At 69.2% G+C, this 17,853-nt stretch carries 16 protein-coding genes and 4 pseudogenes; 11 read left to right on the top strand and 9 right to left on the bottom strand.

The genetic code is table 11. The annotated features are described in order from the left end of the window. The 3 genes from EBH09_RS29575 to EBH09_RS29560 form a co-directional block, all read right to left on the bottom strand. Nucleotides 1-862, bottom strand: an 862-nt coding sequence (locus tag EBH09_RS29575; protein ID WP_121749967.1) for an alpha/beta fold hydrolase, incomplete at its 3' end; no start/stop codon positions are given. Between the two features lie 673 nt (nucleotides 863-1,535). Beyond that, nucleotides 1,536-2,345: a helix-turn-helix transcriptional regulator gene (locus EBH09_RS29565; protein WP_121749966.1), complete on the bottom strand. Its 810-nt coding sequence runs from the start codon at nucleotides 2,343-2,345 to the stop codon at nucleotides 1,536-1,538. Beyond that, a complete protein-coding gene (locus EBH09_RS29560; protein WP_121749965.1) occupies nucleotides 2,345-2,635 on the bottom strand; it encodes a hypothetical protein in 291 nt (96 codons plus the stop codon). Before EBH09_RS29560 ends, EBH09_RS29565 begins: the two co-directional genes overlap by 1 nt. A gap of 372 nt (nucleotides 2,636-3,007) precedes the next feature. On the opposite strand from EBH09_RS29560, the gene EBH09_RS29555 reads away from it, so the two are divergent. From EBH09_RS29555 to EBH09_RS29530, 6 genes and pseudogenes are all read left to right on the top strand, one after another. Beyond that, nucleotides 3,008-3,487 carry a hypothetical protein gene (locus EBH09_RS29555; protein ID WP_121749964.1) on the top strand — a complete coding sequence of 160 codons (480 nt, stop codon included), beginning with the start codon at nucleotides 3,008-3,010 and terminating at the stop codon, nucleotides 3,485-3,487. 23 nt (nucleotides 3,488-3,510) lie between these two features. After that, a pseudogene (locus EBH09_RS29550) lies at nucleotides 3,511-4,101 on the top strand (transposase family protein); the annotation flags it as partial. Then, nucleotides 4,099-4,166 (top strand): annotated as a pseudogene (locus EBH09_RS40000) (hypothetical protein); the annotation flags it as partial. The pseudogenes EBH09_RS29550 and EBH09_RS40000, both read left to right, overlap by 3 nt. Nucleotides 4,167-4,180: 14 nt before the next feature. Further along, nucleotides 4,181-5,848: an RHS repeat-associated core domain-containing protein gene (locus EBH09_RS29540; protein ID WP_238697470.1), complete on the top strand. Its 1,668-nt coding sequence runs from the start codon at nucleotides 4,181-4,183 to the stop codon at nucleotides 5,846-5,848. A gap of 123 nt (nucleotides 5,849-5,971) precedes the next feature. Next, nucleotides 5,972-6,376 carry a hypothetical protein gene (locus tag EBH09_RS29535; RefSeq protein ID WP_121749963.1) on the top strand — a complete coding sequence of 135 codons (405 nt, stop codon included), beginning with the start codon at nucleotides 5,972-5,974 and terminating at the stop codon, nucleotides 6,374-6,376. A 47-nt stretch (nucleotides 6,377-6,423) separates the two neighbouring features. After that, nucleotides 6,424-6,528 (top strand): annotated as a pseudogene (locus tag EBH09_RS29530) (MerR family DNA-binding transcriptional regulator); the annotation flags it as partial. A 98-nt stretch (nucleotides 6,529-6,626) separates the two neighbouring features. Here the strand turns inward: EBH09_RS29530 and EBH09_RS29525 are convergent. Together EBH09_RS29525 and EBH09_RS29520 are read right to left on the bottom strand one after the other, a co-directional pair. Further along, on the bottom strand, nucleotides 6,627-8,228 hold the full coding sequence (locus EBH09_RS29525; protein ID WP_121749962.1) for a peptide chain release factor 3: 1,602 nt from the start codon (nucleotides 8,226-8,228) through the stop codon (nucleotides 6,627-6,629). Then, on the bottom strand, nucleotides 8,225-8,677 hold the full coding sequence (locus EBH09_RS29520) for a MerR family transcriptional regulator (RefSeq protein ID WP_121749961.1): 453 nt from the start codon (nucleotides 8,675-8,677) through the stop codon (nucleotides 8,225-8,227). Before EBH09_RS29520 ends, EBH09_RS29525 begins: the two co-directional genes overlap by 4 nt. Before the next feature lie 230 nt (nucleotides 8,678-8,907). Between EBH09_RS29520 and EBH09_RS29515 the strand changes: the two are divergent. Together EBH09_RS29515 and EBH09_RS29510 are read left to right on the top strand one after the other, a co-directional pair. Then, a pseudogene (locus tag EBH09_RS29515) lies at nucleotides 8,908-9,930 on the top strand (6-phosphofructokinase); the annotation flags it as partial. Between the two features lie 757 nt (nucleotides 9,931-10,687). Next, the gene (locus EBH09_RS29510; RefSeq protein WP_121749960.1) at nucleotides 10,688-12,373 is read left to right on the top strand and encodes a ribonuclease J; all 1,686 of its coding nucleotides are present in this window, start codon (nucleotides 10,688-10,690) and stop codon (nucleotides 12,371-12,373) included. A 142-nt stretch (nucleotides 12,374-12,515) separates the two neighbouring features. Here EBH09_RS29510 and EBH09_RS39320 read toward each other — a convergent pair whose 3' ends face one another. Together EBH09_RS39320 and EBH09_RS29505 are read right to left on the bottom strand one after the other, a co-directional pair. Next, complete coding sequence (locus EBH09_RS39320; RefSeq protein WP_193776763.1) at nucleotides 12,516-12,683, bottom strand: hypothetical protein; 168 nt, start codon at nucleotides 12,681-12,683, stop codon at nucleotides 12,516-12,518. A gap of 180 nt (nucleotides 12,684-12,863) precedes the next feature. After that, nucleotides 12,864-14,366, bottom strand: coding sequence for a SulP family inorganic anion transporter (locus EBH09_RS29505; protein ID WP_121749959.1), 1,503 nt, complete (start codon nucleotides 14,364-14,366; stop codon nucleotides 12,864-12,866). A 407-nt stretch (nucleotides 14,367-14,773) separates the two neighbouring features. Here EBH09_RS29505 and EBH09_RS29500 point away from each other — a divergent pair, with 407 nt between their 5' ends. Further along, a complete protein-coding gene (locus EBH09_RS29500; RefSeq protein WP_121749958.1) occupies nucleotides 14,774-15,172 on the top strand; it encodes a MerR family transcriptional regulator in 399 nt (132 codons plus the stop codon). A gap of 87 nt (nucleotides 15,173-15,259) precedes the next feature. On the opposite strand, the gene EBH09_RS29495 is transcribed toward EBH09_RS29500, so the two are convergent. Further along, the gene (locus EBH09_RS29495) at nucleotides 15,260-15,703 is read right to left on the bottom strand and encodes a MerR family transcriptional regulator (RefSeq protein ID WP_121749957.1); all 444 of its coding nucleotides are present in this window, start codon (nucleotides 15,701-15,703) and stop codon (nucleotides 15,260-15,262) included. Between the two features lie 247 nt (nucleotides 15,704-15,950). Between EBH09_RS29495 and EBH09_RS29490 the strand changes: the two genes are divergently transcribed. After that, nucleotides 15,951-16,691, top strand: a complete 741-nt coding sequence (locus EBH09_RS29490; protein WP_121749956.1) for a spermidine synthase — start codon at nucleotides 15,951-15,953, stop codon at nucleotides 16,689-16,691. Between the two features lie 210 nt (nucleotides 16,692-16,901). Beyond that, the gene (locus tag EBH09_RS38010) at nucleotides 16,902-17,072 is read left to right on the top strand and encodes a hypothetical protein (protein WP_193776605.1); all 171 of its coding nucleotides are present in this window, start codon (nucleotides 16,902-16,904) and stop codon (nucleotides 17,070-17,072) included. Between the two features lie 197 nt (nucleotides 17,073-17,269). On the opposite strand, the gene EBH09_RS29485 is transcribed toward EBH09_RS38010, so the two are convergent. After that, on the bottom strand, nucleotides 17,270-17,707 hold the full coding sequence (locus tag EBH09_RS29485; protein ID WP_121749955.1) for an ArsI/CadI family heavy metal resistance metalloenzyme: 438 nt from the start codon (nucleotides 17,705-17,707) through the stop codon (nucleotides 17,270-17,272). Nucleotides 17,708-17,853 lie beyond the last annotated feature (146 nt).

Here is a 17,853-nt window from a genome sequence, read left to right as displayed (position 1 = left end):
CTGCGGGAGCGGCCGGGGCGGCGGGTGCGGTCGCGTGGGCGGCCGGGACGGCGATCTGTCCCGTGGACGCGTCGTGGCCGGTCTGCCATGCGGTGGTGAAGTGCCGCACCAGCAGGTCGGTGACGGCCGCGGGCTGCTCGACCGGGACCAGGTGGGAGGCGCCGGGGACGACGGCGAGACGGGCGTCCGGGATGCCGGCGACCAGGGTGCGGGCCTCGGCGGGGCCGGTGACCTGGTCGTCGGAGCCGACCAGGACCAGGGTCGGGACGCCGACCTGCCCGAGCTCGCCACGCACGTCGAACGCGGCGAGTGCTTCGCAGGCGGCGATGTAGCAGCCGGGGTCGGTGGTCCGCACCATCTGCACGGCCCACTCGGTGATCGCGGGCTGGGCGGCGGCGAACCCTCCCGTGAACCAACGCTCCGGCGAGCTGCGCGCGATGGGGTCCATCCCGTTCGTACGGACGATCACACCACGCTGGCGGAACTCGTCCGCCGTCCCGAAGCGCGGCGAGGCGGCGATCAGCGCGAGGGAGGCGAGGCGTTCGGGGTGGCGCAGCGCCAGTTCGATGCCGACGGCACCGCCGAAGGCACAGCCCGCGTAGCCGAAGCGCTGCACGCCGAGTCCGTCGAGTGTGGCCAGCAGACGCGTGGTGAGCTCGGCGACGGAACCCCCCGGGTGGGCGGCGGCGCCGCCGTGCCCCGGCAGGTCGAAGCGGAAGACCCTCCACTGCTGCGCCAACTCGGGCACCTGCCGGTCCCACATGTGCCATGTGGTACCCAGTGAGGGACCGAGGATCAGGACCGGGGCCTCTTCTGGCCCGTCAAAGCGGTATTGCAGGGTGTTCGGTGGTGTCTCGCTCACCCGCCTGAGCCTCTCATCTGTCACGAGCTGTCTTATCGCCGGGGTGGACCTAGCGGGCCTTGCCCCGCTCCGGTCCTGCCAACCAAAACCCAGGTATACATTCTCCGGCATGTACTCGTGGCCGTGTCGGCAGTGGGCCCTCCGGGCGCGTGCCCTCCTTCAGCCGCTACGAGCAACGCTTTCCTCTTTGATCACGCAGGCGGTTCAGGAAGCAGCATCGAGTGTGGTGGCACGAACGAGGCTCGGCGCGATCCACCTGGAAACCTTCCGAAACCCCGCCCAACAGCAACTTGAACACCACACGGTGAACGCTTGGTAGAAGGCTTGGCCGTAGCCGGATGCTCTCAGTTACGACCACCGGTCCAAAACCAGCAAGCGGACTCCGAAGCCCCCTCGCCCCAATCCTGCAGGCCATACGGCGCGCAAGTTGCTCGGCTCATAGTCCGCGTGGCTCACTCTTGCCCCTCTGCCGCACCCCCGTGCAGGCCATCCCAAGTGGTGGCGGCTCCGCGAAGATCTTCTACATCCGGCTTGACGTACCACCGCTTGGTCGTCTTTACGTTCGTATGTCCGGCCTATCGCGCGAGGATGTGGTCCGGGACGCCCTTGTTGGCCAGGCCGGAACGCGCGTGTGCCCCCGGTCCGAAGACCGGGGGCACACGCGTCGCAGTGGTCAGGGACGGCACATGCGGATCATGTGGCGGTTCTCGGCATACTTCGCTTCGAAGTAGCCGTACTCGTCGTCCGGCCTGGCCTCCATCGTGATGTCCATCCTGATGAAGTCGCCGTCGCCGATGCCCGACGAAGCAAGACGGGCGCGACACACGTCGTTGACGACGCCGCCTGGCGGGATCCCCCCGACCACTTCCCAGGTCGACGCGTCGAAGATGTCCACCATGGACACGTCGCGGGAGATCACCGCGTCGTTCACCAGATCAGCCGACACCGTGGGATCCGGCGACCAGGGCCTCGCGGGCAGCACGGTCTCACCGGGCGATTCGGTCGGCGGAGCCGGCTGGATCAGGCTGGGATTGATGTCGTAGTCGAACTCGTCCGGGCCGGAGTTGCCGAACGCCAGCACTCCCCCAATGAGCGCCGCCGACGTATACAGCGCCATGACTGCCGCCGTCCCACGGGAGATCCCAGACCCAGAGCCCCGGCGGCCGGGCCGCTGCGGCTGGTTGGCGCCCCCCTCGGCGACCACGGGCGGTGTGACCTTCTTGCCGTAGCTCTGGCACGCGGCGACGTACGCCGACTTCCACGTCTCGGCGGTGGGGTCACCGCCGAGAGCCTTGACGAGCTTGTCGAACGTCCGCCCGTCTGGGATGCGGCCCCCCGTGCCGTTCACGTAGTGGTGCACGCCCGAGCGCGACATGCGGATCGAGACGCCGACCTGCGCGAGCGTTGCCCCTTTCGTCGAAAGCTGTTTCTTCAGCAGCTTGCACAGTGCCCTGTGCTCGCGGGTGATGGTGCGGCCGGTCATCACTTGTCCTCGCCCTCGGGCGTCTCGGAGCCATCCGAGAGGTTCGGCGTCCCGCCGTCGTCGGCGGTGTCATCCGCCGACGCCAGCGTGCTCGTCGCACGCCGCCCGCCGGCGCTCTTGCGCTCGTCACGGCTACCCCCGGGCAGCCAGGCGTCCTTGAGCAGCATCACTATGCCGCCGGCGATCGCCAGCGCTACGTACGGTTCCTGTCCGGCCGCGATCAGACCGATCACGACGATGCCCAGCAGCAGCAGGAGGATGATGCGCTGGTTGAAGGTCCGCCATTCCACGGCAACCCACTCCGATCTTCGAGGCCATGACGCTCCGTGACTTGCTGCATGTGCTTGCCGGCACTCGTCTCGGTAGCGGTGGGTCAATCTTCGCCAACGAACGGCTTCAGCGCCCTACTGCGCGTGATCCTGTAAACACTTCTGTGAATCGCTTGAGATCAGCGGCCCTTTGAGGCCCAATGGAGGAGCGCCCGCGACCAGCCATCGCGGGTATCGACGACTCCGTGAGGCCATGGACAGTCGACTCGGCCCCCTGTTGCCGCAGGGGGCCTTCGACGTCCTGGGCCCGCAAGCCCCCCGCTGAGCCTTTCTCAGATGCCCAGTTGGAGCGAACCCAGTCTCGCGGCACGCCGGCTGAGCCAGGATCGACGCATGAACCCGGAGACGATCAGCACGCTCGTCGCGGCCGGCGTTGCCGTCATCGGCATCCCGACCGCGCTCGCCGTCGGCCGGTGGCAACTACGCGGCGCGCTGCGAGCAGCGGACGCGACAGCCCGCGCCGGTATCGCGCAAGCGGAAGCCGCGTCTGAAGTCGGTATCGCACAGGCCGAGGCCGCGTACCGAGCTGCCCTGGACGCCGTCCGGGCTGCCGGAACCGAGACACACACGCAGTGGCTGGGGGACGTACGCCGACAGGCGTACGCGGCGTTCCTCCTCGCGTGCAACGAAGTGACCGACGTAGCCCGCCGTCTCAAAGGGGATACGGTCAACCGGAAGATCCCCGCCGACCAGCGCGACGCCCGCCGTCAGGAACTGGCGGCCGCGATCGCTCAGATGGAGAACACCGCGCTGATCGTCGCTCTGGAAGGTCCCGAGGACGTCAGCCCGCTGAGGTTGTGCCGCAACCAGTAGTGCGGCTGGTGCGTTGGTCGGGCGTGGGTGGGGTGATCTCAGCAGATGATCCGAAGTGGATCGAGCCGTTTTCGGGTCTGACCGAGGTGCAGTACGCGAGGCTGGTGGCACTGGTACGGCGCCGAGGCGGCGACGTTCAGCGTGGCCGGCCGTGGCGGCTGTCGATCGAGGACCGGGTGTTGCTGGTGGCGACGTACTGGCGCACGAACCTCACATTGCGGCAGGTGGCGCCGTTGTTCGGAGTGTCGAAGTCCGCGGCCGACCGCATCTTGGACCACCTCGCACCGCTGCTGGCCATCTCGCCCGCGCGCCGGCCGCGCAAGGACACCGTCTACATCGTCGACGGCACCCTGGTGCCCTCCCGCGACCGCAGTGTCGCCGCGTCCAGCAAGAACTACCGGTACTCGACCAACCCGCAGGTCGTCATCGACGCCAACAGCCGCCTGGTCGTGGCCATCGGACTCCCGCTGCCCGGCAGCCGCAACGACTGCCGGGCCTTCACCGAGTCCGGCATCGACCGGGCCTGCCGCGGCGCCCCGACACTCGCCGACGGCGGCTACCAAGGCACCGGCCTCCTCATCCCGCACCGCAGACGACGAGGCACCACGGAGATGACGTACGACAGCGCCGGGCGGATGCTCACCCGCAGCGCCCCCTCGGCCCTCGGCTACGTGGAGAGCTGGACCTACGACGGTGCGGGCAACATCACCAGCCACACCGACGGCCGCAAGAACAAGACAACGTTACGACCTCACCTACGACACCGCCGGCCGCCTCACCTCCGGCTGCTTCCCCCAGCCCTGGGTCGCCGGCTGCGCCACCAGCCGCACCACGTCCTACACCTACGACAAGGTCGGCAACCGCCTCACCTCCGCCCTCGGCACCACCTCCACCAGTTACACCTACGACGCGGCCGACCAGCTCACCTCCACCACCACCGGCACCACGACCACCGCCTACGCCTACGACGCCGAGGGCAACCAGACCAAGAAGGGCGCCGACACCTACACCTACGACCTGGCCGGGCAGATCTCCGCCGCCACCGTCGCGGGCACCGCCTACACCTACGACCACGACGCCAGCGGCAACCAGGTCGCCACCCTCAAGGACGGCGCGGTCACCCACCGCACCCAGTGGGACCCCAACGCCCCGCTGCCGATCCTGGCCACCGAATACGACAGCGCCTGGACCATCAAACAGTCCTTCCGCTACGACCCCATCGGCCAGCCCACCTCCGTCAAGACCGGCGCCGGGACGCTCTTCTACTACCACCACGACACCCAGGGCTCCCCGGTCGACGTCACCAACAGCACCGGCACCCTCTACCAGCGCTGGGCCTACGACCCGTTCGGCACCCGGGTCCTGGGCACCGTCACCGGCGGCGCCCCCGCGAGCCCTCCCGCCTACACCGGCGCCCGCCACGAAACCACCACCGGCAACCTCGACCTCCACGCCCGCCAGTACGACACCACCACCGGCCGCTTCACCCGACCCGACCCGGCCACCCGCTCCCAGACGACCCCGTACATCTCGCCCTACGCCTACGCCGACAACGTCCCCACCCTCCTGACCGACCCCAGCGGACTGACCCCCGACGACCCGAACGACGACCGCGTCGACAGCCTCGGCGAAGCCGCGGGCATCTTCGGGGACGCCTTCGTCGACGTCTTCAAGTCCCCCTTCGTCCTCGCCGGGGACCTGCACGACGCATTCACCGGCGAGAACGGCGGCGCCGGCGCCTTCGTCGACAAGTACCTCCCTGCCCGCCCCGCCTACCGCCTCTACCGCGCCGAATACATGCTCCGCCAGCAGGGCTGCGACGCCCTCGCCGACCTGTATGCCGAAGCCGCCGAGGAACTCACCCAGCAGGTTGTCCTCGTCGGGGTCGGCGGACTGACCGGGTGGCGCAAGGCCACCGCGTCTCCTCACGGTGCGGCCGGAGCGACCGTTATGGGAGTTCCGCCTGCCGCGTCATTCACCTGGGCCGGCGGAAGTGTCCGCTACACGAGGACCGCCACAGCGATCGGCGACGATGCGAACACGATCCAGAATCTGTTGCGATCGAAGGGCAATTACGGACATGACGTCATCGTCCACGGCAACGAGCAGGGAGAATTCATCGTCGACGGCAAGATAACGCACCCCCAGCAAATCGCTGATCTGGTCAGAGAGAATCCGTACTACGACGGCGGTCCCATCCAGCTGGTGACCTGCCACGGCGCATGCAAGGCTGCGGACGAACTTTCCGACGCTCTCGGTGGCGTAGAAGTGAAGAACGCGAGCGGCCATCAGGTGGACCTCGATCCACGGACCGGCAAGGTCCGTGAATGGCCTGAGGGCAGCCTGGGCGACCCGAGGTGAACGGGCCCGGAACAGCCCGACAGTAGCCCGGCGGGGGCGCCCGGAACCGCGTTCCGGGCGCCCCCGCGTGCGCTAACGTGACCACATCCACCGCCGCCAACAGTCCGACCAGGAGGACATCGCATGCGTCAAGTCACCCCCCTCGGCTTGTTCGGCAGCATCTCCGGCCAGTCCCACTTCAGCCGCAACGCAGAGGAGATCAAGGCACTCTCCGGTCACATGCCCCTCCACGAACGCCCACGTGTAGCGGAATATCTGAGAGCGGCACCCGTGATCATCGCTCTCATGGGACACACTGAAGATGTCGTGGATCAGAAATTCTCGGTCATGGGCGGATCCGCCCTTCACAGTGACGGCACCTATTACTGGCGGCGCGACACAGCCGAGTACGTGGAAACCTACGGCACGCGCCTTCCTTCCGCGTTCATGGAACACGGCGCGAGAACGGATTGGCACGCACCCTCCCTAACAGACGAAGAGATCATGGATATCGACGACTTTTTCATGTCTCTTCGCACACAGGGCTGAGCAGCCGAATTACCCGATCCTGGATCAGAAAGAATGAGGCTGCGGCGATGACTGACCGGCAGATGCAGATCGGCGAGGTGGCCGAACGGACCGGCCTGTCACTGCGCACGATCCGGCACTACGAGGAAGTGGGTCTCGCCGCACCCTCCGCCTGAAGCGAGGGCCGCCCCCTTCCCGGGCCAGGCCAGGCAGCCGCCACCGCGGCCCGGGCCGTGTTCGTTCATGCGGGAAGGGCCGGTCACGGCGGACATCACTCGTGCGCGGCGAGAAGGGTGTCGAGTCGGGCGGCGGGGAATTCGCGCTGGAAGGAGTTCGCCTGCCAGCGGTCCGGGAAGAGCGCGAGCTGGGCCTTGTCGCGGATCCTGGTCAGGGCCTCGCCCTTGACCAGCCGGGACCGGTTGAGGGCGTCGGCTCCGGCTGCGTCGGTGGCTCGCGCCAGGTGATAGGGCAGCACCTCCAACTTCACCGCGGCGGAGAATTCGCCCGCCATCCGTGCGCTGACGACGTCGAACTGCATCGGTCCCACTGCCGCGAGGACAGGTGCCTGGTCGCCTCGCAGGTCGGAGACCAGAACCTGGACGACCCCTTCCTCGTCCAGTTGCGAGATACCGCGCCTGAACTGCTTGGATCTGCCGAGATCGACCGGGCGGACCACGGCGAAGTGTTCGGGCGCGAAGGTCGGCATGGCCGGGAACACGGCCGGCTGGTCGGTGTAGAGGGTGTCCCCCACGCGCAGGGCTGCGGCGTTGACGAGACCGACCACGTCACCGGGGTAGGCGATGTCGACCATGGAGCGATCCTGGCCGAAGACGCTGTGCGCGTACTTGGTGGCGAACGGCTTGCCGGAGGCTGCGCGCGTGACGGTCATACCGCGCTCGAAGATGCCCGAGCAGATTCGCATGAAGGCGATCCGGTCGCGGTGGGCGGGGTCCATGTTGGCCTGGACCTTGAAGACCAGACCGGAGAACGGAGCGTTCACCGGGCGGGCTCCCCCACTCTCCAGTTCCCGCGGGCCGGGCGGCGGGGCCAGATCGACGACCGCGTCGAGGAGCAGCCGTACGCCGATGTTGGAGACCGCCGCGCCGAAGAACACCGGCGTGGAACGGCCGGCAAGGAACGCCTCCTGGTCGTGTACGGCGCCGTCGGCCTGCAGGAGGTCCAGTTCTTCGAGCGCTTTGCCCCAGTCCGCGCCCTCATCCAGAGCGGCCTGGTGGGCGGAGATGACTTCCTCGTCGGCTTCGTGCGCGCCGCCGGGCGTACGGGTGTAGCGCAGCATCCGCCCGGGCTGCCGCACCTCGACCAGTCCGCGCAGGTACCCGGCGTCACCGACCGGCCAGGTGACGGGTGTGGGCCTGAGGCGGAACTCGCGCTCGATCTCGTCGAGCAGTTCCAGGGCCTCACGGCCGGGCCGGTCCCACTTGTTGATGAATGTGATCACCGGGATGCCCCGGTGGCGGCAGACGTCGAAGAGCTTGCGGGTCTGCTCCTCCAGCCCCTTGGCCGCGTCGATCAGCATCACGGCGCAGTCCACCGCGGCCAGCACCCGGTAGGTGTCCTCGGAGAAGTCCGCGTGACCGGGCGTGTCCAGCAGGTTCAGCACACAGCCCTGATGAGCGAACTGCAGCACGGCGGAGGTGACCGAGATGCCGCGGGCCTTCTCCATCTCCATCCAGTCCGAGGCGACACCGCGCCGCCCCGCCTTGCCGTGCACCGCCCCCGCCTCGGTGATGGCGTGCGCGTGCAGGGCGAGGGCTTCGGTCAGCGTCGACTTGCCCGCGTCCGGGTGGCTGATCACCGCGAACGTCCGCCGCCTGGCCGCTTCCGAGGCCGCCCAGTCGCTGCTCGCGCTCATCGCACGGCCCCCGCCCCGCCGCCGGCTGCCGTGGCGGCCTCCACCACCCGGGCCAAGTGGTCGTGCAGGGAGCGGGCGAACTCCTCCGCCTGCCCCGGTTCCCGGCGCAGGTCGTCGCACCGCGCGTCGGCTTCGACCCAGTACTTGCGCAACTGTGTCACCAGTTTCTCGTGTGCTTCGCTGTCGCTTTCCGGCAGCGGTGATCCGTCGGCGGGAAGCCGCTCCAGCAGGTCCAGCACGCCTCGTATGTCCTCCAGGCACAGGCCCAAGGGCCGCATCCGCCGCGCCGGCGCCAGCCGGCGCACCCCGGCCTCGGTATAGAGCCGGAAGCCGCCTTCGCTGCGCTCGCTGGGGGTGACCACACCGACGTTCTCGTAATGGCGGATCGTCCGCAGGGACAGCCCCGTGCGCTCGGCCACCTCGCCGATCCACATCAGCCTTCCAGCCACGGCCCCACCGCCTCGCGTCGTCCGCCGGTTCATCCTGCCGCTGCAAACCTACCGTCACGTTAGGGTAGATTGGCAATCGCTGCTACGAGGGCGGTTCCGACAGGCCGCCGTCGTCGTCGAGCGGCGCCGTCCTCTTTCCCCCGAGGGGCGGCGCCGCCTCCAATCTCCCACGGGCGGGGACCGACCCTGGCCGTCGGCCGCCCGCCCTGCTTCCCAGGAGTCCGAACGCCATGCGCATGGGTGTCCTCACGTCCGGCGGCGACTGCCCCGGCCTGAACGCCGTCATCCGGTCCGTCGTCCACCGCGCCGTCGTCGACCACGGCGACGAGGTCATCGGCTTCCGGGACGGCTGGAAGGGCCTCCTGGAGTGCGACTACCTCAAGCTCGACCTGGACGCGGTCGGCGGCATCCTGGCCCGCGGCGGCACCATCCTCGGCTCCTCCCGGGTCCGCCCCGAGCACCTGCGGGACGGCGTCGAGCGCGCCCGGCGTCACGTCGAGGAACTCGGCCTGGACGCGATCATCCCGATCGGCGGCGAGGGCACGCTGAAGGCCGCCCGTCTGCTGTCCGACAACGGCCTGCCCATCGTGGGCGTGCCGAAGACCATCGACAACGACATCTCGGCCACGGACGTGACCTTCGGCTTCGACACGGCCGTGACCGTCGCCACCGAGGCCCTGGACCGGCTGAAGACCACCGCCGAGTCCCACCAGCGCGTCCTGGTCGTCGAGGTCATGGGGCGGCACACCGGCTGGATCGCCCTGCACTCCGGCATGGCCGCCGGCGCACACGCCGTGGTCGTGCCGGAGCGGCCCTTCGACATCGACGAGTTGACCGCCCGAGTCGGCGAGCGCTTCGCAGCGGGCAAGCGGTTCGCCATCGTCGTCGCCGCCGAGGGCGCCAAGCCGACGCCGGGCACCATGGACTTCGACGAGGGCGGCAAGGACGTCTACGGCCACGAACGCTTCGCCGGCATCGCCCGCCAGCTCTCGACCGAGCTGGAGGAACGGCTCGGCAAGGAAGCACGCCCCGTCATCCTCGGCCACGTCCAGCGCGGCGGCACACCGACCGCCTACGACCGGGTCCTCGCCACGCGGTTCGGCTGGCACGCCGTGGAAGCCGTGCACCGCGGCGAGTTCGGCCGGATGACCGCCCTGGGCGGCACCAGCATGGCCATGGTCCCGCCGGCAGAGGCAGTGCGGACGCTGAAAACGGTGCCACCGGAGCGGTACACCGCGGCCCGGCAGCGCCTCCATGCGCGGCGGGGCGTGCACATCGCGGGCGGGGGTGCCGTCGATGCCCAACCGGTAGGCACACCGGGCCCGCTCGGAGCGCACGCGCCGCACCCGCCTGGATCCAAGGGCTTCACCACTCACCTTGACCAGCCCACTGTCCGTCAGGGCGATGCGCAAAGGCTGGTCCCCCGACGCATTGATCTTGCCGTTGTCCAGGATGAGGCGCACACCACCGGGCTGAGGCTGCCGGGAGACAAGCACCGCTTCACGGGTCGCGACATCGACGACGCCGCCGGACAGTCGTCCGGTGCCGGTGCCGGCGTCGATCCCGAGTGGAGCGCCTGGTGACGACTGCCATTTGGGTCACCCGGTCACTCCCCGTGAACGGCCCCTGTTCGGAGTCCCGCGTGGTTTCAGCCGCGCCGACCGGGAAGGCGCCCGCGGTCCGCGCGGCCGACTCGCCGAGCGGGAGGTCCGCACCGTCGACCTCGGTCTGGTGCCCGGCGCCGGCGACCGAGACCCCCGGGCGCGCCGCAGTCCCGCGTCCCAACGCGGGCGTCCTGCTGGACGCGGGCGGTCCTCAGCCCGAGCGTGCGGCGCAGGAACGACTCGGCGGACAGCGTCATCGCGGCCCTGTTTCGCGGCGACCGACGAGCGGCACACGAGACCGTGCGACTATGGTCGTGCTGCACCAGGGCACCCGGTCTCGCACCGCACCGGCATTCACCGCGCAGGCTGCGCGTGAAGACCGCGCACCCTCCGGTAACGTCAAGGTATGAGTCATCCACATCCAGATCTGACAGCTGCTCCGCCCCTGCCCGAGGGAGGGCTGAGGATCGTCGCCCTGGGCGGCCTGGGTGAGATCGGCCGCAACATGACCGTCTTCGAACACGCGGGCAAACTGCTCGTCGTCGACTGCGGCGTGTTGTTCCCGGAGGAGACCCAGCCCGGAGTGGACGTCATCCTCCCGGACTTCACCTCGATCCGGGACCGCCTCGCCGACATCGTGGCCATCGTCCTGACCCACGGCCACGAGGACCACATCGGCGGCGTGCCCTACCTGCTGCGCGAGCGGTCGGACATTCCCGTCGTCGGGTCGAAGCTGACGCTGGCGTTCCTGGAGGCCAAGCTCAAGGAGCACGGCATCCGGCCGCGTACGGTGAGCGTGCGTGAAGGCGACCGACGGACGTTCGGTCCCTTCGACTGCGAGTTCGTCGCCGTGAACCACTCCATCCCGGACGGTCTCGCGGTCGCCGTGCGTACCGGTGCCGGCCTGGTGCTGCACACCGGCGACTTCAAGATGGACCAGTTCCCCCTGGACGGCCGCATCACCGACCTCCGCGCTTTCGCGCGCCTCGGTGAGGAGGGCGTCGACCTGTTCCTCGTCGACTCCACCAACGCCGAGGTGCCCGGCTTCACCGTCTCCGAGCGCGACCTGAACCCCGCGATCGAACAGGTCATGCGTACCGCACCGCGCCGGGTCATCGTCTCGAGTTTCGCCAGCCATGTGCACCGCATCCAGCAGGTGCTCGACGCCGCACACGAGCACGGCCGCAAGGTCGCCTTCGTGGGCCGGTCCATGGTCCGCAACATGGGCATCGCCCGCGAGCTGGGTTATCTGAAGGTCCCGTCCGGGCTGGTCGTGTCGACGAAGGAACTGGAGAAGCTGCCCGACCACCGGGTCACCCTCGTGTGCACCGGCTCGCAGGGCGAGCCGATGGCCGCACTGTCGCGGATGGCCAACCGCGACCACATGATCCGCATCGGCGAGGGCGACACCGTCCTGCTCGCCAGTTCCCTCATTCCCGGCAACGAGAACGCCATCTACCGCGTCATCAACGGCCTCACCCGGTGGGGCGCCCACGTCGTCCACAAGGGCAACGCCAAGGTGCACGTCTCCGGCCACGCCAGCGCCGGCGAACTCGTCTACTGCTACAACATCATCAAGCCCCGCAACGTCATGCCCGTGCACGGGGAGTGGCGCCATCTGCGGGCCAACGCGGACCTCGCCGTCCGCACCGGAGTCGCCCCCGACCGGGTGGTCATCGCCGAGGACGGTGTCGTCGTCGACCTCGTCGACGGCCGCGCCTCGATCACCGGCAAGGTGCCCGCCGGCAACGTCTACGTCGACGGCACGGAGGTGGGCGGAGCGACCGAAGCGTCCCTCAAGGACCGCCTCACCCTCGCGGAGGAGGGAGTCGTGACGGTGGTGGCCATCGTGGACGCCGACTCCGGAGCCCTGGCCGAGCCGCCCGACTTCCTGGTCCGCGGCTTCGTCCACGACGACACCACGTTCGAACCCGTCGTCCCCGTCATCGAGAAGACACTCGCCAAGGCGGCGGAGGAAGGCGTCGGTGACGCACACCAACTCGAACAGCTCATCGCCCGCTCCGTCGCCAACTGGGCCTTCCGCACCCACCGACGCAGGCCCCTCGTCATTCCCGTGATCATCGACGCCTGACCGGAAGCCGCACCCGGGCTCCACGCGACCGCCTACCGGGCCCGGCGAGCCTGCCTCCGGTCCCGCGGCGGTGAGACGTCGACACCTGGGAGGGGAAGCGGTGACCGCCGCCGAGGCGGTGGCGAGGGGCGGCTCGGCTCACTCACACAACGGGGATCGCCGAGTCGTACGCCTTCTCCGCCTCGGGGCGGTCGACGTCGGAAGGGCTTCCGGGTTCCGCGGCGAACTCGAGGAAGCGCGAGCGAGGCCCGACGTGGGTCAGGTGCAGTTCGTGCATCGCCCGGGTGCAGGCGATGTCCAGCCAGTCCACGCCGCTGCCGCCCCGACCGCTGAGCTTCCCTCTACGCCCGGTTGCGAAGCAGCGCTGCCGTCCGGGAGAACGGACGGGCAGGGACCGGATCCCGCGGTGGGATCGACCTCCCGGACAGGTCCTGGCCGCGAACAGGCCGCCTGCCCCGCGGCGGTGGGTGCGGAGCAGGCGGCTTCGAGGTCAGTGACCTCCGGCGAGCTTTCCGGCCAGGCGCTGGTGCATGTCGGCGCTGGCCTCGTTGAGGCCCACGATGGTGACCTTCTTGCCACGCTGGGCGTACTTGGTCTCGATGGCGTCGAGGGCGGCGACGGAGGAGGCGTCCCAGACGTGGGTGCCGGACAGGTCGATGACGACGTCGTCGGGATCGTCCTTGTAGTCGAACTGGTAGACGAGGTCGTTGGAGGAGGCGAAGAACAGTTCACCGGTGACCGAGTAGACGACCTGCTTGCCGTCCGGGTCGACGACGCCGGAGACGTTGGCCAGGTGCGCGACCCTCTTGGCGAAGATGATCATCGCGGCGATGGTGCCGACGACCACTCCGATGGCCAGGTTGTGGGTGGCGACCACACAGACGACCGTCGTGACCATGACGATCGTCTCGCCGACCGGCATCCGCTTCAGCGTCTTCGGCTGGATCGAGTGCCAGTCGAACGTGCCCACCGACACCATGATCATGACTGCGACCAGGGCGGCCATGGGGATGTCGGAGACGATGGGGCCGAAGACGACGACCAGGATGATCAGGAAGGTGCCGGCCAGGAAGGTGGACAGACGGGTACGGGCACCCGAGACCTTCACGTTGATCATGGTCTGGCCGATCATGGCGCAGCCGCCCATGCCGCCGAAGAAGCCGGTGACGATGTTGGCGACGCCCTGGCCGATCGATTCGCGGGTCTTGCCCGAGTGGGTGTCGGTGATGTCGTCGACCAGCTTGGCCGTCATCAGCGACTCCATCAGGCCCACCAGCGCCATGGCGAGCGCGTAGGGCGCGATGGTGGTCAGCGTGTCCAGAGTGAAGGGCACATCGGGCAGCCCGGGCACCGGCAGGGACGAGGGCAGTTCACCCTTGTCACCGACGTTGGGGACGGCGATGCCCGCGGCCACGGTGATCACCGTCAGCACGACGATGGAGACCAGCGGCGCCGGGATCACCTTGGTGACCTTCGGGAAGAACACCATGAGGGCCAGGCCGCCGACGAGGAGCGGGTAGACCGCCCACGGCACGTCGTGCATCTCCGGCACCTGGGCCATGAAGATCAGGATGGCCAGGGCGTTGACGAAGCCGACCATCACCGAGCGCGGCACGAACCGCATCAGTTTGGCCACCCCGAGAGCGCCCAGGATCACCTGGAAGACGCCTGCCAGAATGACGGCGGCGATCATGTAACCGAGACCGTGCTCCTGGTTGAGCGGCGCGATGACCAGGGCGACCGCGCCGGTGGCGGCGGAGATCATCGCCTTGCGGCCACCCACCACGGAGATGACGACGGCCATGGTGAACGACGCGAACAGGCCGAGGCTGGGGTCGACGCCGGCGATGATCGAGAAGGAGATCGCCTCGGGGATGAGCGCGAGGGCGACGACCAGGCCGGCCAGCACCTCGGTGCGCAGGACCTTGGGAGAGGCAAGCCAGTCGGGCTTGGACATGCGGAACCTGGGAGCCGCGGACAGCGGTGAGGACATGCAACCGTTCCTGTTCAGGCGCACGCGTCCGTTGCCGCTGGACACACGCGCAGGGCTTACGTGATTCCACGAGAGAGGAATCCCCCGGCAGCCCGGCCGCCTCGGCGGGGGCCTTGCCGGACAGGGCGGCAACCCTCAGGTCGCCGGTCAGGCATCATTGCCTGGAAGTCTTCGGTGCCGTCACAGGCTCCATCGGGACCCGCGCCGCGGCGATTGCGCCCCCTACCGTGCATGGAACTGCGCCGGCGAGCACACCCGGAAGTCTACCCTGACGTGAGCACAGGGTGCGAGTTGCGGCTTGTGAATCACAGGTAAACGGCACACGAGTTCCTGTGTTTGTTCTCACGTAGACTGACGAACTTGACTGTTTCGAAACCAGGCGGACGACAGAGGGAGATGGCTGAGCGATGACGGAAGCCCGGCAGATGCAGATCGGCGAAGTGGCCGAGCGGACCGGTTTGTCGTTGCGCACCATCCGTCATTACGAAGAAGTCGGTCTGGTTATTCCCTCGGCCCGCAGCAAGGGCGGCTTCCGGCTGTACACGGCGGCCGACGTCGACCGGCTGATGGTGATCCGCCGCATGAAGCCGCTCGACTTCTCCCTGGAGGAGATGCGCGACCTGCTGGACATCACCGACCGGCTCGCCACGTCCGACGACGCCCCCACGGGAGAGGAGCGGGAAAGGCTGCGGGAGCGCCTGGACTCCTACCGGAAGGTGGCCGACGCGCGCTGCGAGACGTTGCGCGCCCGTCTGACGATGGCCGAGGACTTCGCCGCCACGCTCCGGCAGCGCCTCGAACACTGACCCGGCGGCAGGACACCCGGCCGGCGACCGCTCACCACGAACGTCCATCGCCGACCGCCTCGGACGCCGCACAGCCGCGGTTCGCACTCACCGTGCCGCCTCCCGGCCGGCCTCGTCGGCTTCCATCAGGCGGGCCAGGTGGCCATGCAGAGAGCGAGCGAAGTCTTCGGCAGACGCCAGCTGACGCCGCAGGTCCTCACACCTCGCGTCGGCCTCCACCCAGTACGAACGCAGTCGTGCCACCAGTTCGCCGTGTACTTGTTCGTCGGTCTGAGGCAGGGGCCTGCCGCCATCCGGAAGTTGTTCCAGTACGTCCAGCACGGCACGGACGTCCTCGAGGCAGAAGCCGAGGGGACGCATGCGCCGCGCCAGCGCCAGCCGCCGCACTTCGGCCTCGGTGTAGAGGCGGAACCCGCCGGCGCTGCGCTCGCTCGGCGCCACCACGCCGACCTCCTCGTAGTGGCGGATCGTCCGCAGGGAGAGTCCCGTACGCTCGGACACTTCGCCGATCTGCATCAGCCGTCCGCCCACGCCCTACCGCCTCACTCCGGATGCCGGCGCCTTTGCCGATTACGAACATACCCTCTCGTCAAGGTAAGTTCGCAAGAGGGAACGAGGCCGGCTTTCTCGCTCGGGCCGACGGTCGGCTCCCCGGGCGCCATCCGTACCTGCCGTGACGTCTGCCCCACCGACCGCGTTGGTTGCCACGTCGTCCACTGCTGCACCGTCCTGCCGCACACCACTCACGGCATCGAGGCGATGACCGGGAAGGGATTCCATGAGCCTGCGTTTCGAGGAGATCGACTGGCGTCCCACACGGCTGGGAGACATCAGTCTGCGGCGGCGTCGGCACCCGGCCTCGGGGGACGACGTGTACGAGGTCAAGCTCGGTGACGAGTTCCTCATGTCCAGCCTCTTCACCGAGGGCGAGATCGCCCTCGCCCGGCTGGGTCTCGCGGCGACCACCGGCGGCGGCCTGGACGTCGCCGTGGGCGGACTCGGCCTCGGATACACCGCTCGGGCCGCACTGGACGACGCGCGCGTACGCTCACTGATCGTCGTGGACGCGCTGGGGGAGGTGATCGACTGGCACCGGCGCGGGCTGGTGCCGCTGGGTGACGCCCTGACGTCAGATCCTCGGTGCCGCATGGTGAACGGCGACTTCTTCGCGATGGCCGGCGACCCTCAAGGACTCGATCCGCAGGAACCCGGCCGCCGCTTTCACGCCATCCTGCTGGACATCGATCACTCACCGCGGCATGTCCTCCACCCGGGGCACGCCGCGCTCTACCGACCCGCGGGACTCCGTTCCCTCACGGACCGCCTTCATGCCGGCGGTGTCTTCGCACTGTGGTCGAACGACCCGCCCGACGAGCAGTTCGGCGCCGCACTCGCGCAGGTCTTCGCCGAGCACGAGGCGCACGTGGTGACCTTCGACAACCCTCTGCAGGGCGGCACCGCGACCAACACGGTCTACCTCGCGAAGAAGGATCCAGCATCCTCTCCCGGTCAGGAGTGACCGCAGAAGGTGGGACGCGCTCGTCCTGGCAGGGCGGGCCACGCACCGTCAGGGACGGGCGGGCCGGGCTCCCCCTCCCCCAGTGAGCAGGTCGAAGGCTCGTCGTGTGCCTGCTCAACGCAGGCCGGCAGCCGGGTCGGTGACGAGCCAGCCACGGGCGCCCCAGAAGTCAAACTCGGTCGCGATGGCCGCGAGGACATACGGCTGCGCATGCTCGGAGAAATCGCCTTCGGCGCCTACCGCGTCGGCGCCAAGAACTGGACGGCCGGCCGCGGCGAAGGCGCCGGCAGCCGCGGCAAAGGTGGTCGCGTGACACTCGCCGCCCGCGTGAGCGAAGCGTTCGACACCGTCCCCGACGCGATCACCCTGGCCACCGGCTGACGGAGCACCGGGCCCGCCGGCCTCATCACAGCCAGGCGGCTGGTCCAGCGCGGCACTGCCGTGGTCGGACCCGCCGGCAGCCACGCAGTGGTGAACACGGCCAGGTGGGGCGCAGGGCGGGCAGGGCGGCGCGAGGCCGTGACCGGTCCCCTGTTCCGGTCACGGCCTCACTGGTGTGCGGGTGGGTCATCGGTGGATCAGCAGCATCCGGCGGCGTCGGCCGCTTCCTCGGCGTCGGCAGGGCCGGCGCTCTGCCTGGTCAGGGTGTCGGCGTCGCCCTTGACCACGTAGACCTCCCAGGGCTCCTGGCCGGGGCCGTGGACCCAGACCTTGTCCTGCAGGGCGTAGCAGCAGGCCGTGTCGTTCTCCTCGGCCGTCGCCAGCCCCGCTGCGCTGAGCCGGGTGGTGGCCGCGTGGACGGCTTGCGTGCTGTCGACCTCAACACCGAGGTGGTCCAGGCGGGTCGCCGCGTTCGCCTCGCCTTCGATGAGGACGAGCTTGAGCGGGGGCTCGGCGATGGCGAAGTTGACGTAGCCGTCGCGGAGCTTGGCGGGCTCGACGCCGAAGAGCTTCGTGTAGAAGGCGACGGACGCGGAGAGATCCGGTACCCGTAGGGCGAGTTGCACGCGGGACATGGTGAACCTCCTGGGGGCGGGGTGGGTGTGTCAGCAGCCGCCGGAGGCGGCCGGGGCGCCGGTGCCGATCCGCAGGGTGGCGGGGGCGGCGCAGCAGCCGCCTTCGCCGCTCTGCGCGGCGTCGGGCTCGTCGAACAGGCCCGCGC

Source organism: Streptomyces sp. E2N166, assembly GCF_003671715.1.
Lineage (GTDB): Bacteria > Actinomycetota > Actinomycetes > Streptomycetales > Streptomycetaceae > Streptomyces > Streptomyces thinghirensis.
The sequence above is the reverse complement of the archived record's forward strand: the minus strand, read 5'-3'. Positions and strand labels throughout refer to the sequence as shown.

Bases quoted from the DNA above. Each gene is read 5' to 3' on its own strand.
- EBH09_RS29500 (WP_121749958.1), top strand. From the start codon at position 14,774: ATGACGGAAGCCCGGCAGATGCAGATCGGCGAAGTGGCCGAGCGGACC.
- EBH09_RS29555 (WP_121749964.1), top strand. From the start codon at position 3,008: ATGAACCCGGAGACGATCAGCACGCTCGTCGCGGCCGGCGTTGCCGTC.
- EBH09_RS29525 (WP_121749962.1), bottom strand. From the start codon at position 8,228: ATGAGCGCGAGCAGCGACTGGGCGGCCTCGGAAGCGGCCAGGCGGCGG.
- EBH09_RS29505 (WP_121749959.1), bottom strand. From the start codon at position 14,366: ATGTCCTCACCGCTGTCCGCGGCTCCCAGGTTCCGCATGTCCAAGCCC.
- EBH09_RS29510 (WP_121749960.1), top strand. From the start codon at position 10,688: ATGAGTCATCCACATCCAGATCTGACAGCTGCTCCGCCCCTGCCCGAG.
- EBH09_RS29535 (WP_121749963.1), top strand. From the start codon at position 5,972: ATGCGTCAAGTCACCCCCCTCGGCTTGTTCGGCAGCATCTCCGGCCAG.
- EBH09_RS29565 (WP_121749966.1), bottom strand. From the start codon at position 2,345: ATGACCGGCCGCACCATCACCCGCGAGCACAGGGCACTGTGCAAGCTG.
- EBH09_RS29485 (WP_121749955.1), bottom strand. From the start codon at position 17,707: ATGTCCCGCGTGCAACTCGCCCTACGGGTACCGGATCTCTCCGCGTCC.
- EBH09_RS29490 (WP_121749956.1), top strand. From the start codon at position 15,951: ATGAGCCTGCGTTTCGAGGAGATCGACTGGCGTCCCACACGGCTGGGA.
- EBH09_RS38010 (WP_193776605.1), top strand. From the start codon at position 16,902: ATGCTCGGAGAAATCGCCTTCGGCGCCTACCGCGTCGGCGCCAAGAAC.